This is a genomic window from Mesobacillus sp. ABV4_180 (genome assembly GCF_056158485.1).
The window spans coordinates 2,510,747-2,527,535 of record NZ_JBSWTJ010000001.1 but is presented as its reverse complement, the minus strand read 5'-3'; the positions used below and the strand labels follow the sequence as shown (position 1 = coordinate 2,527,535).

General features: G+C 41.9%; 16 protein-coding genes. 10 read left to right on the top strand and 6 right to left on the bottom strand.

Annotation, left to right across the window (positions count from 1 at the left end; all coding sequences use genetic code 11):
• Positions 1-380 precede the first annotated feature (380 nt).
• Complete coding sequence (locus tag ACXAEA_RS12875; protein ID WP_475096286.1) at positions 381-1,529, top strand: hypothetical protein; 1,149 nt, start codon at positions 381-383, stop codon at positions 1,527-1,529.
• Positions 1,530-1,855: 326 nt separating this feature from the next.
• Here the strand turns inward: ACXAEA_RS12875 and ACXAEA_RS12870 are convergent, their stop codons facing one another.
• Both ACXAEA_RS12870 and ACXAEA_RS12865 read right to left on the bottom strand, forming a co-directional pair.
• On the bottom strand, positions 1,856-2,368 hold the full coding sequence (locus ACXAEA_RS12870) for a GNAT family N-acetyltransferase (protein WP_475096285.1): 513 nt from the start codon (positions 2,366-2,368) through the stop codon (positions 1,856-1,858).
• A gap of 102 nt (positions 2,369-2,470) precedes the next feature.
• Positions 2,471-3,604 carry a serine hydrolase domain-containing protein gene (locus tag ACXAEA_RS12865; RefSeq protein WP_475096284.1) on the bottom strand — a complete coding sequence of 378 codons (1,134 nt, stop codon included), beginning with the start codon at positions 3,602-3,604 and terminating at the stop codon, positions 2,471-2,473.
• Positions 3,605-3,760: 156 nt separating this feature from the next.
• Between ACXAEA_RS12865 and ACXAEA_RS12860 the strand changes: the two genes are divergently transcribed.
• Together ACXAEA_RS12860 and ACXAEA_RS12855 are read left to right on the top strand one after the other, a co-directional pair.
• On the top strand, positions 3,761-4,168 hold the full coding sequence (locus ACXAEA_RS12860) for a hypothetical protein (RefSeq protein WP_475096283.1): 408 nt from the start codon (positions 3,761-3,763) through the stop codon (positions 4,166-4,168).
• A 26-nt stretch (positions 4,169-4,194) separates the two neighbouring features.
• Positions 4,195-4,443, top strand: a complete 249-nt coding sequence (locus tag ACXAEA_RS12855) for a hypothetical protein (RefSeq protein ID WP_475096282.1) — start codon at positions 4,195-4,197, stop codon at positions 4,441-4,443.
• A gap of 105 nt (positions 4,444-4,548) precedes the next feature.
• Here the strand turns inward: ACXAEA_RS12855 and ACXAEA_RS12850 are convergent, their stop codons facing one another.
• The 4 genes from ACXAEA_RS12850 to ACXAEA_RS12835 form a co-directional block, all read right to left on the bottom strand.
• Positions 4,549-5,205: a potassium channel family protein gene (locus ACXAEA_RS12850; RefSeq protein ID WP_475096281.1), complete on the bottom strand. Its 657-nt coding sequence runs from the start codon at positions 5,203-5,205 to the stop codon at positions 4,549-4,551.
• A 172-nt stretch (positions 5,206-5,377) separates the two neighbouring features.
• A complete protein-coding gene (locus tag ACXAEA_RS12845) occupies positions 5,378-6,721 on the bottom strand; it encodes a TrkH family potassium uptake protein (RefSeq protein WP_475096280.1) in 1,344 nt (447 codons plus the stop codon).
• A 77-nt stretch (positions 6,722-6,798) separates the two neighbouring features.
• Positions 6,799-7,290 carry a hypothetical protein gene (locus tag ACXAEA_RS12840; RefSeq protein WP_475096279.1) on the bottom strand — a complete coding sequence of 164 codons (492 nt, stop codon included), beginning with the start codon at positions 7,288-7,290 and terminating at the stop codon, positions 6,799-6,801.
• Positions 7,287-7,760 (bottom strand): hypothetical protein, encoded by a 474-nt coding sequence (locus ACXAEA_RS12835; protein ID WP_475096278.1) that lies wholly within the window; start codon positions 7,758-7,760, stop codon positions 7,287-7,289. Before ACXAEA_RS12835 ends, ACXAEA_RS12840 begins: the two co-directional genes overlap by 4 nt.
• A gap of 188 nt (positions 7,761-7,948) precedes the next feature.
• Between ACXAEA_RS12835 and ACXAEA_RS12830 the strand changes: the two genes are divergently transcribed.
• From ACXAEA_RS12830 to ACXAEA_RS12800, 7 genes are all read left to right on the top strand, one after another.
• Positions 7,949-9,574: a PucR family transcriptional regulator gene (locus ACXAEA_RS12830; protein WP_475096277.1), complete on the top strand. Its 1,626-nt coding sequence runs from the start codon at positions 7,949-7,951 to the stop codon at positions 9,572-9,574.
• A gap of 159 nt (positions 9,575-9,733) precedes the next feature.
• Complete coding sequence (locus ACXAEA_RS12825) at positions 9,734-11,200, top strand: CoA-acylating methylmalonate-semialdehyde dehydrogenase (protein WP_475096276.1); 1,467 nt, start codon at positions 9,734-9,736, stop codon at positions 11,198-11,200.
• A 27-nt stretch (positions 11,201-11,227) separates the two neighbouring features.
• A complete protein-coding gene (locus tag ACXAEA_RS12820; RefSeq protein ID WP_475096275.1) occupies positions 11,228-12,583 on the top strand; it encodes an aminotransferase in 1,356 nt (451 codons plus the stop codon).
• A gap of 103 nt (positions 12,584-12,686) precedes the next feature.
• Positions 12,687-13,781, top strand: coding sequence for an alanine dehydrogenase (ald, locus tag ACXAEA_RS12815; RefSeq protein WP_475096274.1), 1,095 nt, complete (start codon positions 12,687-12,689; stop codon positions 13,779-13,781).
• A 40-nt stretch (positions 13,782-13,821) separates the two neighbouring features.
• Entirely contained in the window at positions 13,822-15,072 is a 1,251-nt protein-coding gene (locus ACXAEA_RS12810) for a M20 family metallo-hydrolase (RefSeq protein ID WP_475096273.1), read from the top strand.
• Positions 15,073-15,096: 24 nt separating this feature from the next.
• Positions 15,097-15,318 (top strand): DUF3311 domain-containing protein, encoded by a 222-nt coding sequence (locus ACXAEA_RS12805; protein WP_475096272.1) that lies wholly within the window; start codon positions 15,097-15,099, stop codon positions 15,316-15,318.
• Entirely contained in the window at positions 15,318-16,784 is a 1,467-nt protein-coding gene (locus tag ACXAEA_RS12800; protein WP_475096271.1) for a sodium:solute symporter family protein, read from the top strand. Before ACXAEA_RS12805 ends, ACXAEA_RS12800 begins: the two co-directional genes overlap by 1 nt.
• Positions 16,785-16,789: the final 5 nt, after the last annotated feature.

The window sequence follows — 16,789 nt, the reverse complement described above, 5'->3', positions numbered from 1 at the left end:
GTAATATACAACAAGCATCTTTAGAATAAGTAGTTAATTAAATTATGCAGGAATTAATTTGTAAACTTTCAGTTGGTAAGGGAGGAGGACTTTTCACCGAGGCAAAAGCCTATCTCTATGTGAAGATGATAAAGTAGGACTATGCAAGATATACGTGGGAAAGTATGATAGAGTAAGGTTGAAATTAGGTATATTCGAAGTAAAAAAAAAGAAAATTTCTTAATTTTTATTTTCAAGTATTTATTAAGCATTTATCTTTAGAGGAATGAAATGCCTAAGAAATAAAACTTGGCAAATTATTATGGATGTGAATTAGAGTGTATTGTCATAATTGTGGTCAATTGCTTAATCAGAATTTAAATTATTGCAAAGGATGTGGGTTGTTAAATCATAGCCAACCCAATTTAGAATATAAATTTAGTAGACAAGTAATAACTAGATACCTGAACCCTAGTAGGTTTAAAAAATGGTTCGTTTTTTTATTGGTAATCAGTTTTATATTATTCTGTATGTACGGATTTTGGAAACTTACAAATTTAACTTTAAGTTCAAGTTTACTACAAAAAATACATAATCAAAAACTCAATGGAGACGATGTTATTACAGTTGTTTTTGGTGTATGTTCATCTATTTTAACATTGGTAGGCTTAGTAACAATCTTTGTTTCAATTAATAGTCAACATAGGATTCAGAGATGTAGAGAAATCCTTTGGGAACTAATGGAATTTCCGTACCGGTGTTGGGGTAACAGGGGGAACTTTGAATATGACTTTTCTATTGAGCAAGGAATTCGTCAGCGATTTATAGCTTATCAGCAGGTACTTAAGAGTGGACGTATATTTAATTATATAATAGTTTTCTTTGTTTTTATGATAATAACTATAATATCATCAATTATTACAACAACTATGGAGTCTCTGAAATTTGTTTATTTTTCTAATCAGGGAGAGTTTACTTATATTTTTAGAGTAGTTCTAATTGGTGTAATAATGATGTTGTGCTTTGCTGTTTTGGTGCTTTCACTTGCACGTATTACTTTGATTGCTAGCTTACCAAAATTAAATGAACTACTAGATACAAATCACACCAGGAGTGGAGTACCTAGTATTTTACTGTCTGCAATGTGTGTAAGAGTAATTCCAACTAAAATATTGATGATTCGATTTACGTTTCCTTTTCAAAACATTAAAATTTATCCTTGGATCGTAGGTACTTTGAAAGGGACAAACGAGGATGTTCTTATTAAGGGGGGGCCTTTTGAACAAACTGAATATAGAAACCCCTTAACGATGTGTTATATCGATACTAAACGTGCACATAGGCTTCATTATTTGATATCAAGTGATTTTAATGCAAAACTATATTCCAAAATATCATACCAATTTGAGCTGGAAAGTAAACAGGGGAACGTATATGTTAAATTTGAGCAAAAAATAGATAATAATACTATGACAGAAGATTGGCTAGCTCCTATAAGTTTAATACCTAAATTAAAAATAGAAAATGAACTGTTTAAAAATAATCTCTAAATCCTTGCTTAAAATAGGAGAATTATATAATAAAATCGCAATTGGATGTTGAACTACAAAAATTAATTGTAGCTTCTTTACCTAAAAGGGTGCTAATGTTGAAGAAAAAAAGCAAATAAAAATGGTTGGAGATTAGTTGCTCCAACCACTTTTATTTAAAAATTCACTTACTTTATTCACGTTTATTATAGTACGAATTTCTATGTGGTTAGCACTCTTTATTCTAATTTTGTACTACATAAGCGAATCTGTGAATCAAAATATTCTCTGCTTTTATGTGAAATATATGTAATTGTATCACCGGGGTACTAAGGTTATTCTTGTTCCTATTCCTTCAGACTAAAAGTATACAATTTCAGTTCTTCCGTATCATTAGGAAGTGTTACATAGCCTTCGAGCAGCATTCCGAGTTTTTCCAGCAGTTTTGAAGAGGAAGCATTGTCTTTTGTGGTGATGGCAACAATCCTTTTCAAACCTAATCTTCTGGCATAATCCAATGTTCCTTTTGCCGCTTCAAAGGCATATCCTCTGGATTGATGTTCTGCCAGGAAGGCAAAGCCAAGGTCCACATCCTCAAGCCCATCGCGTTTGATCAAGCCGCATAAGCCAATCGGTGTCCCGATTTCTCTCATCTCAACGACAAATAACCCAAACCCAACACGTTCGTACATGCTCCTCGGGCCGGTTAGGATATAATTCTCCGCATCCTCAAGTGACCGAATGCCCTTATCACCTATATACTGAAGCCAACCTGGTTCATTCAGCAATTTAAAAATAAACTCTTTATCATTCACATCCAGCTTGCGGACATTCAATCGCTCTGTATCAAAAACCTGCACATTCCATACCTCATTTCAGCCAATAATGTGTTGTTTCACCTGCTTTTGATTATAGAAGAAATAGAAAAAGAAACAAGAGGCCGTTTGAACGTTTATGAACTGCTACATTTTCACTTTGTTCGTGTTGTCTAAGTTCATCTCAGAGGTATTACTGATCGTTTTTGCTATAGTCCGAATAACGGAGTACACAAACCGAACACTTTTCGCTACCAACCCTCTTGAGTTAAAACTGCCAATCACATAAAGATCGAATGTAGGATTATAAAGCATAAATGAACCAAGAGAGCCTAAACCTCCCCATACATTGTATTTTTCCGTAAACGGCATCATCCTGATTTTCATCAATCCGTATCCATAATCGATTCCAAGCCATAATTTGTTCCACTTCATCATATTCTGAAGAGATTCTTTCGAGAGTAGTTGATGTTGTACTAGTGCTTTCATGAATACTAACAAATCTTCAGAGGTACTGACGGCCTGACCGCCGGCATAAATACTGCTAAAACTAATATGCTCCTCAACGTTGATTGGCTTATTTTTCAGAAAAACTTTGGCTACTGGAAGTGCGGTTTTTTCTGCTGGACATGAGTATTGGGATAAATAAGAATGCTTCATATGAAGGGGATTTAACAGGTATTCATGAAGTGCTTCATGGTATGGCATTGAAGTGACATTCTCAATAATCAAGCCTAATAGATTATAAGCTGTATTTGTATAATGACATTTCTCTCCAGGTTTGAATCGAGCCTTAAGGTTTTGCTTAGTCCATGAGATTGTTTCTTCGGCAGTCCAACGTTGTTTTGGATCATCAAGGATTATGTCAATGAAAGGTTTGCCTTGCTTTGGTTTTTCTTCAAAGAAATCAGGCAGTCCGGAGGTATTACTTACTAAATGTTCAATACGGATATCGTTTGAATAGTCTGTTCCTTTATAAATATGTATTCCATCCATGAGCTCATCACTTAAATACTTGCAAATTGGGTCAGAATAATTGATCTTTTTTTCTTGAACCAATAAGGCAATTAAGGTTGCTGTGAAGAGTTTAGCAATACTAGCAGTATGATAAGGCTGATCAGCGTTTGCAGTTTCCGGATAAGTGTGTGAATGAGCCATTTTCCAATGGATGGAATGCCGATCAGAGTGCACTAACAGATACCCACTGTGAATATTACCACTAGAACTAACCACTTTATTAAACTTTTCTTCAATTTTATCTTTCGCTTTATTTAAATTCATGCCTTTGCCTCCTTAGTATTTTATGTCCGGATCTATCACTGAGGGTATAATTCGATATTGCTAATTTTTTTCCTTTATCTAGTGATAAATCTGCAGGAAAAAAGGTAATATAAGTGGAATTTCTTTTTAAAGAAGGGTGTTAAGAGGGGTGTTTTTTTGAAAAAATGGAGATGGATTTTCATCGTGATACCATTAATTTTGATTTTATTCTTTGCAGGGACTTATATACCGCATAAAGTTGTTGACATAGACCCGTCTACGGTATCTAAGGTCACTGTTTTCGATGGTAACACCGGCAATGACATCGAAATCACTGATGATAATGAAATTACTCATATCATCAATAATTTGAATAAAATCACATTCCAAAAAGGGAAATCTTCATTTGGATATATGGGATATCGCTTTAGGACAACTATTTTTAACGAAGAAGGAGAGGCGATTAAAGAACTCATCATCAACTCAGATGACACCATCAGGTATAAAGGTTTTTTCTATACAACAGTAGACCGTTCCATTGAATATGATTATATAGAGGAGTTATTTAGCAAGAATTCAGAATGACATGATCTTTTAAGAGGTGTGAGAAGATGAAAAGGAAAAAAGTTTTAATTGGAGCAATACTGATAGTGGCAGTACTGATTATGATGGGAAAAGACTTCTATTTGGCTAAAGAGAACAAGGCACCTAGGTTTTCGATTCTAATAGACACCTATAAAGACGGGGGAACAAAAGTTTACTTAGGCCTGGGCTATAAAGTCATTGATTATAATCAAATGGATGGCCGCAATGATGTCGCATTTATTCCATTTTATATTGATTTGTTTGAAATGAAGTAACGATTATTGTCTGAAACATAAGAACCGTCCCTGTGTTTTTATGATAATCAACCTAAAACACGAGAACCGTCCCTGTGTTCCTGAAACGCAAGAACCGTCCCTCTGTTACACCCCCTTATCTTCGAATTCATGGATTTCCTTATTATGGCCTAACACGATGAGGATATCGTTTGAGCAGATGACTTCTTCTGCGGAAGGGGAGACGATGAATTCTTCTCCGCGCTGGATTCCGATGATATTACAGCCGTAATTGGCTCTGACATCTAGTTCATTTAATGTCTTGTCGGTTACTTTTTTTGTCGAGATTATTTCTGCGATGCTGTGGTTCTTGGAAAGCTCGATATAATCCACGATTTTATCAGATGTAACGTGGTGGGCAATTCGCTTGGCCATTTCTCTTTCTGGATGAATGACACGGTCCGCTCCGATTTTTTCTAAAACCTTCTGATGATTCATACTTAATGCTTTTACCCAAACTTGTTTGACCCCTAAATCCTTAAGCATCAATATTGTGAGGATACTCGCCTCTATATTGCCTCCGAACGAAACGATTGCAAGGTCGACATTTTTCAGTCCCAATTCCTTTAGATTATTCTCGCTGAGCCCGTTGGCCACTACCGCATGGGTAGCCATATCGCTGAAATGATTTACTTTTTCTTTATCCAGATCCACAGCAAGCACTTCATGGCCAAGACGATGAAATTCCTCAACTAGACTTCCGCCAAAACGCCCAAGGCCGATCACTGCAATTAACTTTTTCATTGTAAAGTTCCTCCTGATTTTCAAAAAGGGTTCCATATAAAAGAAAAATGTGAATTAATCCTGTTCCCGATTATTATATCCACGATAGACGTTTAATAAATGAGGCTTCAATTTTATTCTCCTTCAAGCAGTAAAAAATAAAGGCTGTCGAGGAATTCGACAGCCAAAAAAATTATCCAATTAGTATTTTTTCTTCGGCATAGCGGATATGCTTTTCTTTGTTTGCTTTTAAAGCTAAAGCGAAAGCCATCGTCAAAGGTCCGACTCTTCCTATGAACATCATGATTGTGATCAGAATTCGTCCAGAAGGGCTTAGATCCGGAGTAAGTCCTGCACTCATTCCTACTGTTCCAAAAGCAGAAACGGTTTCAAAGAATAACAGCGACATCTCCACTCCTTTTTCCGTTATGGTTAAGAGGAAGAAAATCACAAAGATAAAAATAATTCCTGACACAGCTATGGATAGGGCCCTGATTACCTGGGATGAAGGAATTCGGCGTCTGAAAATATTGATATCATCCTTGTTGGTCAAGACTGCCCACAGAGCTAAAAGTAATATAGCGAATGTGGTAATCTTTATTCCTCCACCGGTTGAACCTGATGAAGCCCCGATAAACATCAAGCCCATCATATAGACTTGTGAACTTAAGGTCATCTGTCCAATATCAATGGTATTAAAACCAGCTGTTCTAGGAACAACTCCCTGAAAATAGGCAGCCCACCATTTATCCGAAAGATCCAAGGCACCCAGGGTTGATGGATTATTATATTCCAGCAATAAAATTATGAGTGTACTCACCGTATTAATTAATATAGTAAAGACTACGGCGATTTTTGTATGCAGGGAAAACGATCTGAACTTTCTTTTTTGCAAAACATCTGCCACCACAAAAAAACCAATTCCTCCAAGGATGAATAGTGATGTTATCACGATGTTTACTGTAGGGTCGCCTACCCATTTACTTAAGCTATCTGGTTCAAGGCCAAATCCAGCATTATTAAATGCGGAAATGGAATGGAAAATTCCATAATAGATAGCTTTGCCAACACTCATTTCCTGGGACCATCTGATTGCCAGGGCAATCGCCCCAAGAGCTTCCACGATCAATGTGATGATGATGACTCGTTGTACCAGTTTCACAACACCTTGGACTGTAAACGTGTTTAATGACTCCTGAAGAAGCAATCGCTGTTTTAATCCGATCTTTTTCCCTAAAATGATAAACATCAGTATTCCACTGGTCATGAATCCCCATCCACCGAGCTGAATGAGCATTAATAATACGATTTGCCCGAACAAAGTAAAAGTCGTACCAGTATCTACGACTGCCAGACCGGTTACACAAACAGCGGAAGTTGCCTCAAACAGCGCATCAATAAGGCTAAGGTGGTGTCTGTCTTTGGTTGCTGCGGGGATCATGAACAAACAAGTTCCCAAAATAATCAGACCCAGGAATCCAAGGATAAGTGTATGGGCGGGATGGAGCTTAAAAGTTTTGATTTTGAATTTGCTCATCAAGGAATCATCTCCATAATGTATGTACTAATCCCATTTTTTGAATGAATATAGATATGATTATATTACAGAACCTGTTAATAGGATATTTCCTGATATTTATTTTTTATAAAATGAAAGAAAAGGATTAATAAAATCGCTGCTGCCGGGTATACGGGAACAGAATACAAAAGCTTCCAGCCAGTGTAAATCAGCGCTTTATTTTTCACACATATCCATTCGTAAATTAGGGAAAACACTGTCCACCCTAATATATACCAGGCTGTTTTCTTGCCATATAGTTCGAACTTGTCGTATATGTACAGGAAAACCAATGAAGCACATGGGTACATGAATAAATGGAACAGGGCACCGGACAGTTCGTATGTTGGATTATCACCAAAATAGTAGGCTTTAAAAGGTGTTGCGATTAAAAAGTAGTCAATCGTTGAAACGAGAAAAATGTTATAAATCCAAATCAGGAGGACGATCACAGGCGAGAAGTATTTTCGGATGGGCCAGAATGTTAATAATGCCGCCACGGAAGAGATGAGAAAGAACCATTCATTCCAATCGTATTTGACATTCATTTGTATTGTCCTCCTTTATAGAGCAGGATGCGGAATCCCTTCATGAACCCAATAAGCAATATGAGAGCCCCAAACCAAATGGATGGTGACCACCAGAACTGCCAATTCACATGGATCAGCACCCCTAAAAAGTGATTTAGCCATTCTACGCTTGTTAATATAGCTACAAACAAAATGAATAAAGACAGTTTTTTGTACCATTTATCTGTTACGAGGTAATAGTCCAAAAAAATAACCATGATTGCAGGGTAGAGGTTCGTTCGACTGAAAAAATGAGACAGTTCAAGAGGCAGTTGCTCTGGAATATGCAGTGTCTTGAAATTCATATAACATATGGCGGAGAAATTTTGTGCCAGGTAGGAAGCAAGAAACCAATAAGCAGTGAGCTCAAGAATGTGCAGATTCTTCTTTTTCCTGATAAAAAAAAGCAGAGCGATTCCGTTCATTAAGAGATAGATAAATAAGACCATGTTATAATCTCCTCATTTGCTCATTGATCAATTCCATAATGGCTTATTGTTTCCTGGAATTATGTCAAATATGTTTGCTTCCTTAAAAACGTTTCAAGAATTTTAAGTATTTTAAAAATACAGAAAACGACAGATTTCTCGCCGCTTTTCCTTTATAGTATGATGTATAACTTTTTGGTAAGGGAGATTTGGCTTTGAATTCTTCTATCACTGTACAAGATCTTTTACAAAGAAAGCATTTTGAAAACATAGAAGTAGTCGCTGGGCACAAGGGGCTTGGCCGTGTCGTGAAGTGGGTCCATGTTGTCGATGTGACGAAAATCCGGAATTTGTTGAACGGGAATGAGTTGATTTTATCGACCGGGCTTGCCTGGAAGGGGGACAAGGAGTTATTCCTGTCTGTTGTGGAGCAGTTAATCGACTCGAATGCAGCAGGGCTTTGTATTGAAATTGGTACATACACGACACTTCTGCCTCCGGAAATCATCGAGCATGCCAATGAGCATCAATTTCCAATCATTCTTTTTAAGCAGGAGGTTCCGTTTGTAGAAATCACCCAGGATATCCATACTCTCCTCATCAATCACCAATATCAAATGATTTCAGACTTAGAAGGCTATTCACAGGCATTGAATAAGAAGCTTTTAACGATTGAAGATCATAATGAAATCCTCACCTTTATCCAGCAGTATTTAAAACTTCAGGTTGTCACCATTTTCAGCAATCACGAAATCAAGTTCACACCAAATGTGAATGAAAAAGAGCAAGATGAATTATTGAATATCATTGAAAACCATGCGATGGGACCCTCGTCACCATCAGTTGCCAGCATTCCGATCCAGCTGCTTGGCGACAATCAGGCAGAGCTGATCATCTTATCGAAAGACAGGGCTTTGACCGATTTTGACCAGCTGATTCTGGACAGAACGGCAACGGCTCTTGCCCAGTTTTTATTGAGAAAGCATTATGTCGAGGAAAAAAGGCGGGCAGAGGAAACGGAATGGCTGACAAGCTGGCTTGACGGCGAATACAGTGAGGAAGCGATCCACGAATATCTAGCCTACCATACTCCGGCTGTAAAGCCGAAAGGGGCTTTTGTCTGCCAATGCAAGCTTGATCCATTCGAGAAATATTCAAATATTGATCTAACGTATTTCAAGCTTTATTTTAGGACTGTATTCGAGCAGCAGGGCTTTACGCTGTTTTCCATTGAAAAAAGAGATTCGCTGATTTTCATTTTTTTGAATAAGAGAAATTCCTCGACATGGAAGCAGCGGATGAAGGAGGGAATCCAAAAGCTTGCCCAGCAGGATCTCAAGGTTGGGAAGCATAAGTCCAGGCCAGTGATGGGAATTGGTAAATATGTCGAGGAATTAAACCATATCCATCACAGTTATCAGACGGCGATTGAAACGATCCGCATCCAGAACCGCTGCGGCCATCATGAGGCTAGCCATTTTTACGATGACTTACATATTTATAGACTGATTTCGCATTTGAACCGGCATCTCGACTTGAATGAAATTGTCCTGGAATACCTTGAGCCGGTGATCAACTATGACAAAAAGTATAATGGCAAGCTGTTGGAGACATTGAAAACGTATTTTTCGTGCAATGGTTCGAAGCAGGAAACGGCCAAGAGGTTATATGTTGTCCGCCAGACGCTCTATCACCGGATTGAAAAGTTGGAAAAACTGCTCGGAAATGATTTTATGAATCATGAAAAGCGGCTTGCGATTGAATTCATGCTTCACTCCTATGAATTTTTGCTGTCTTCGAAGCAGGTGAAAGCTGTAGAACAGGAATCTTTATAGCCTGCTAGATGATAGCAGGTTTTGCTTTTTTCATTTTGTGAAAAAAACAACCCGAGTAATTTTACATTGTGTCTAATGAAAGCTTGTTGGAAATCAAAGATAATTTTACTATAGTAAGTTTTTTAAAAATTGTGACAAAACAGGAGGCGTGCATGAAATATGACAGTAATCAAAAATGACACCGCTGTATTGAAGAATTTTATTAATGGTGAATGGGTTGAGGCGCAGAGCTCGGAATCACTGGATGTCCCTAACCCGGCTACTGGCGAAGTCCTGGCAAAGGTGCCGATTTCTTCGAAGGCAGATGTAGATCTTGCTGTAAGCGCTGCCAATGAAGCGTTCAAAACGTGGAAAAACACTCCGGTTCCCAAGAGGGCGAGAATTTTATATAAATACCATCACCTGCTCACCGAAAACCATGAAAAACTGGCGAAGCTCATCGTGCAGGAAAATGGCAAAGCATACAAAGAAGCACATGGCGAAGTCCAGAGGGGCATCGAGTGTGTCGAGTTTGCAGCAGGTGCGCCAACACTCATGATGGGTGAGAGCCTCTCCAATATCGCGGAGGACATCGATTCGGAAATGTTCCGTTATCCATTGGGCGTTGTCGGGGGAATTACACCATTTAACTTCCCGATGATGGTTCCTTTGTGGATGTTCCCGCTGGCGGTCGCATGCGGAAATACATTCGTGCTTAAGCCGTCTGAACGGACGCCGCTGCTGGCGAATGAGCTGGTTGAGCTGTTTAAGGAAGCAGGCGCACCGAATGGAGTGCTGAACATCGTCCACGGAGCCCATGATGTAGTGAATGGTTTGCTGGACCATGAGGATGTAAAAGCGATCTCTTTCGTCGGTTCACAGCCAGTTGCGAAATACGTGTATGAGCAGGCAGCTGCACAGGGGAAGCGGGTACAGGCACTTTCCGGTGCGAAGAATCATCATATTGTCATGCCGGATGCGGACATGGAAAAAGCGGTCACTCATATCGTCAGTTCCGCTTACGGCAGTGCTGGTCAGCGCTGTATGGCGTGCAGTGCAGTCGTAGTCGTTGGCGAAGGAGACAAATTCGTTCAGGCATTAAAACAGAAAGCAGATGAACTTGTCATCGGAAACGGATTGGATGATGAGGTCCTTCTCACGCCGGTGATCAGGGATTCGCATCGTGAGAAGGTGCTGGGCTATATCGAAAAGGGTGTTGAAGAAGGAGCGACCCTGCTTCTGGATGGACGGAATGAAATAGATGAGTTTAAGGACGGGACTTTCCTCGGGCCGACGATTTTTGACCATGTGACACCGGAAATGACGATTGCGAAGGATGAAATTTTTGCGCCGGTATTAAGCTTGCTGAGAGCGGAGGATTTGGATGAAGCACTTGAATATATTCGAAAATCCCGTTACGGAAATGGTGCGACCATTTATTCAAAGGATGCAAAAGCCATACGACAGTTCCGAGAAGAAGCAGATGCAGGAATGCTGGGAGTCAATGTTGGCGTTCCGGCAACAATGGCCTTCTTCCCATTCTCCGGGTGGAAGGACTCCTTTTACGGAGACCTCCATGTGAACGGCAAGGATGGAGTCAATTTCTTTACCCGCAAGAAGATGATCACATCCCGTTTTGATTATTAGAACCAAAAGCAAAGGAGGAGGGCAGGTATGACAAAGATTAAGCAAGGCGAGGATTTCCTCACGAAGGATCGCGATTATGTCTGGCATTCGATGAAGCCTTTCAGCCCGGACAGCACCTTGATCGCCGAGAAGGCAGAGGGATCATGGGTGACGGACCATAATGGCAAAAGATTTTTAGATGCCATGGCAGGTTTATGGTGTGTGAATGTTGGCTATGGACGGACCGTGCTTGCGGATGCAGCATATGAGCAGTTAAAACAAATGGCTTATTTTCCGCTCAGCCAAAGCCATATTCCGGCGATTAAACTGGCAGAAAAGCTGAATGAATTGCTTGGGGAAGAATACGTCATCTTTTTCTCCAACAGCGGTTCAGAAGCGAATGAAACAGCCTTTAAGTTAGTGAGGCAATATCACCAGCAAAACGGCGAGCACGGCAGATATAAATTCATTTCACGCTATCGTGCCTATCATGGGAATTCGATGGGTGCCCTTGCGGCAACGGGCCAGGCACAGCGGAAATATAAATACGAGCCATTGGCACCGGGATTCCTGCATGTAGCGCCGCCGGATCTGTACCGTGGTGTCGACAAGGATGATGCTGATGCAGCTGAATTAGAATCCGTAAAGGATATTGACCGGGTGATGACATGGGAATTAAGTGAGACGATTGCCGGTGTGATCATGGAGCCGATCATTACAGGCGGCGGGGTCATCGTTCCTCCTGACCAGTATATGAAAGGTGTTAAAGAGGTTTGTGAAAAGCATGGCGCATTGCTGATTGTGGATGAAGTCATTTGCGGCTTTGGGCGGACGGGAAAGCCTTTTGGCTTCATGAATTACGGTGTCAAGCCGGATATCATCACGATGGCGAAAGGAATCACGAGTGCTTATCTGCCTCTGTCGGCAACTGCCGTGCGCAAGGAAATCTATGAATCTTTTAAAGGCACTGAGGAATATGATTACTTCCGCCATGTAAATACATTCGGAGGTAATCCTGCTGCGTGCGCCCTGGCATTGAAGAATCTAGAAATCATGGAAAATGAACAGCTGTTCGACCGTTCCAGAGATCTAGGGGACTATTTGAAACAAACCCTTGCTTCAAGGCTGGGTGACCATCCGTTGGTGGGAGATGTAAGGGGGAAAGGGCTTCTTGTCGGAATCGAACTCGTTTCCAATCAGGATACGAAGGAACCGCTCGGTACGGATCTTGTGAACAAAGTGATTGCCGGATGCAAGCAAAAGGGCCTGATCATTGGTAAAAATGGCGCCACCGTAGCAGGATTTAACAATGTGCTGACACTGGCACCGCCGCTGAATATCGAATCTGAAGACCTTGATTTTATCATCGAGACGCTCACGGCTGAGCTAAAGGCGATCGTGTAGGGATTCTGAAAAACTTTAAAGACACTCGTAATCCTTGAAGTATAGGAGATTACGAGTGTTTTGCACAATATGTTCAGTATTTTACCAGAGAGGCAGATGGACGATGAGAATTGGAGTACCCAAGGAGATTAAGAACAATGAGAACAGGGTTGCCCTCACACCGGCAGGAGTGATGCAGTTAGTGCAGCACCAGCATCATGTCGTGGTCGAGAAAGGGGCAGGGCTGAATTCAGGGTTTATCGATGAGCTTTATATGGAAGCCGGTGCGGTCATTATAGAAACAGCTGAGGAAGTTTGGAAAAGTGAAATGGTCGTTAAGGTAAAAGAACCAACGCCTGAAGAGTATCCATATTTCTATGAAGGGCTCATCTTATTCACGCATTTGCATCTTGCAGCGGACCGTGCCTTGACAGAAGCATTGGTTGAGAAGAAGGTCGTTGCTGTCGCCTACGAAACGGTTCAGCTTCCAAACAGGACATTGCCTCTCCTGACGCCAATGAGCGAGGTGGCCGGCAGGATGGCGACACAGATTGGTGCATCTTTTCTTGAAAAGTCACGCGGGGGAAAAGGTGTTCTGCTAGGTGGAGTTCCTGGGGTAAGCAGGGGGAAGGTTACGATCATTGGCGGCGGAGTCGTTGGGACGAATGCTGCGAAGGTAGCGGCAGGTTTGGGGGCACAGGTGTCGATCCTCGATGTCAGCCCGGACCGGCTGCGGGAATTGGATGACATTTTCGGCAACAGTATTACTACCTTGATGTCCAGTTCATACACAATCGCTGATACCGTTGCCGAATCGGACCTTGTAATCGGAGCGGTGCTGATTCCAGGAGCGAAGGCACCGAAGCTGGTTACGGAAGAGATGGTTTGCCTCATGCAGGAAGGCTCTGTCATTGTCGATGTGGCAATCGACCAGGGAGGGATTTTTGAGACAGCCACACATGTCACTACCCACGCCAATCCGACATATGTCAAACATGGCGTTGTCCACTATGCAGTCGGAAATATGCCAGGTGCTGTACCGAGAACCTCGACGATGGCTTTGACAAATGTGACAGTCCCATATATTTTACAAATCGCCAACAAAGGGTACGAGCTGGCTTTTAAAGAAAACGAAGCTTTGCACAAGGGCCTCAATGTTGTAGATGGCAGAATCGTTTATGAGGAAGTAGCCAAGGCTCATCAGATGGCGATGATTTGAATGCTAGGTTCAGTGCTCGATGTTAAAGGAGGGAAAACAAATGGAGTTGCAAACATTGACGATCAATAAGCAGCGGCTGGAACAGAGAATCAATGAGCTGGCTGAAATCGGCAAGATCGCCGAGACGGGTGTATGCCGCCTGACCTTATCGAAGGAGGATCGACAGGGTGTTGAGCTGGTGAAGAGCTGGATGGAGGAAGCTGGCCTGACAGCAAGGATTGATGACTTCGGGAATTTGATTGGCCGTTTTGAAGGAGAAAATGCTGACGCGCCGATTTTAATGCTTGGCTCCCATATCGATTCGCAGCCATATGGAGGCCGATTTGATGGCGTGATCGGGGTGCTTGGCGCCATTGAAACTGTCCAGACGATGAAAGAACAGAACCTCATGCCGAAGATGCCGATTGAAGTCGTTGCTTTTAGCGATGAGGAAGGCTGCCGCTTCAATAAAGGTTTATTTGGGGTAAGAGGAATTCTTGGCAAGCTGGAAGAAGGCGAGCTCGACCGTATGGACAAAGACGGGGTCACCAGAAGAGAGGCGTTGGTCGAATTCGGTTGCGATCCTGATCGATTCAAAGAATCACAGTATCCAGAGGGAAGTATTGGTGCGTTCCTGGAAATGCATATTGAACAGGGGCCTGTACTTGAGAAAAACAATTTGCCGGTCGGAATTGTCACTGGAATTTCAGGTCCATTATGGCTGACGGTTGAGTTGGAAGGGTTCGCTGGACATGCCGGTTCGGTGCCGATGCCGATGAGGCAGGACGCACTGGTCGGGGCAGCCAAGGTGATCGTCGCCCTGAATGAACTGGCGAGTGAAGATCCGGATGCGCCTACAGTAGGTACGGTAGGAAGTTTGAAAGTGTTCCCGGACTCACGGAACATCATCCCTGAAAAAGTAAGTTTTACCGTGGATTTACGAGATATCGATATTGATAGAAGACATCGGATCGAAGAAAGATTAAGAGCCAGGATCACAGAAATCACTTCCAAGCACGGCTTGACATGCAGGATCTCCGAGGATACGAACTCCGAGCCACGCTATTGCTCCCAGGACATCATGAACGTCATGAGAGCAGAAAGCGACAAGATGGGTCTCGATACGATGGAACTGATGAGCGGCCCATTCCATGATTCACTTGCCATGTCCTATGTCTGCGATTACGGAATGATCTTCGTCCGCTGCAAAGACGGCATCAGCCATAATCCCAAAGAATTTTCTACTTTTGAAGATATTTCATTGGGAACTGAACTGCTTTATCGCACGACTGTCAAAATGGCAGGAGAATGATTTAGAAAAAGGAGATGAGACAGTTTGAGCAAAACGAAATTTAACACCCTTTATATCGCAGTTGGGTTAATTCCATTTTTAATGCTCGTATTTCCATTATTTGAGTTCGCGAACCGGGCAACTCCGATCCTTTTCGGCTTACCCTTTTCATTTTTCTGGGTAATCCTGTGGATCTTCATAACATTCATTGCATTGGTTGTTTTATATCGTTTTGACCCAGACCAGGATGAGGAGGAGGATGTATAATGCCAGGATGGCAAGTCGCACTCTTAATGATGATCTTGTATCTAGTCATCGCTCTTATTGTTGGAGTCATGGCCGGGAGAGGAAGAGATAGCAGTTCTCTAGATGAATTCGCCGTAGCTGGCGGGAAACTTGGATTGTTTGTGATGTGGTTCTTGATGGGCGGAGCCGTTTTCAGCGCTTTCTCCTTTTTAGGAGCTCCGGGATGGGCTTATTCTAAAGGCGCACCGGCCTTATACATTATTACTTATACGGCATTTGCCATTCTGCCATGGTATATCATTGGCCCCAAGATCGGGAAAATCGGGAAGAAGCACCGCCTCTATACTGTTGCCGGGTTCCTGAAGGGACGTTTCAACAGTCCTGCGCTAGCCGTATTGGTGGGCTTGATCGCATTGTTCGCTTCGATTCAATACCTGGCTACGCAAATGTCAGGAATGGCGATTATTTTTAACATCATGACAGAAGGCAGAATCCCTTTCTGGTTAGGTGCACTTGTATCTTATGGAATTGTTGTAGTATATGTAGCTACAGGCGGACTGCGTGCTGCTGCATGGTCGGATGTGTTCCAGGGATTGCTGATGATCATCATCTCATGGGTGGTTGGATTGACAATCGTCTATCAGCTCCATGGCGGAACGACGGATATGTTTGCTTCGATTGCACGGGAAACACCTGAGTTCCTGCAAATCGGCAAAGAGGGTTCATCCATGGGAACCGTTGCTTATACGACGACCATTCTCGTTTCTGTCATTGGATTCCTGATGTGGCCGCATTTATTTTCTAAATCGTATGCTTCCAGTTCACGGACGATAAAAAAGACCGTGCTTGCTTATCCGATTTTTGCCTTGTTTTTAGTACCGCTTTTACTTGTTGGCTTTGCCGCAAAAGGAGTCGTAGATTCCGGACAGCTTGAAAGTGCCGATCAGGTTTTGCCTTACTTGATCACCACCGTCATGAATTTGCCTGGCTGGCTGTATGGCCTTGTAGGGGCAGGTGCATTGGCTGCAGCGATGTCGACTGCTGATGCTATCACACATAGCGCCTCATTGGAAGTGACCGATGGTGTAGTAAAGTCGATTTGGAAAAACCTTTCCGACAAGACTACACTTTTGATCATGCGAATCGGCGTATTCGTAATCGGAGCATTAGCTTATTATATTACCGTATTTGGCGGACAAGGATTGATTGCCTTGCTTTTAGGTGCATATGGATCGATTGTCCAATTCGCGCCAGGTGTTTATAGTGCGTTATTTTGGAGACGGGCAACAACTCAAGGTGTTGTTTCAGGATTAATCGTAGGCACATTGGTGAATTACTACTTCCAGTTAGTCGCAACCTCCACTCCGTTTGAAATTCATGCCGGTATTCTTGGCTTGATTTCCAATATTGTCATAATGGTGACGGTGAGCTATATGACAAAAGCGCAAAATGAAGAAGAGGTAAATAGATATGTTGATGTAGCATAATTTAA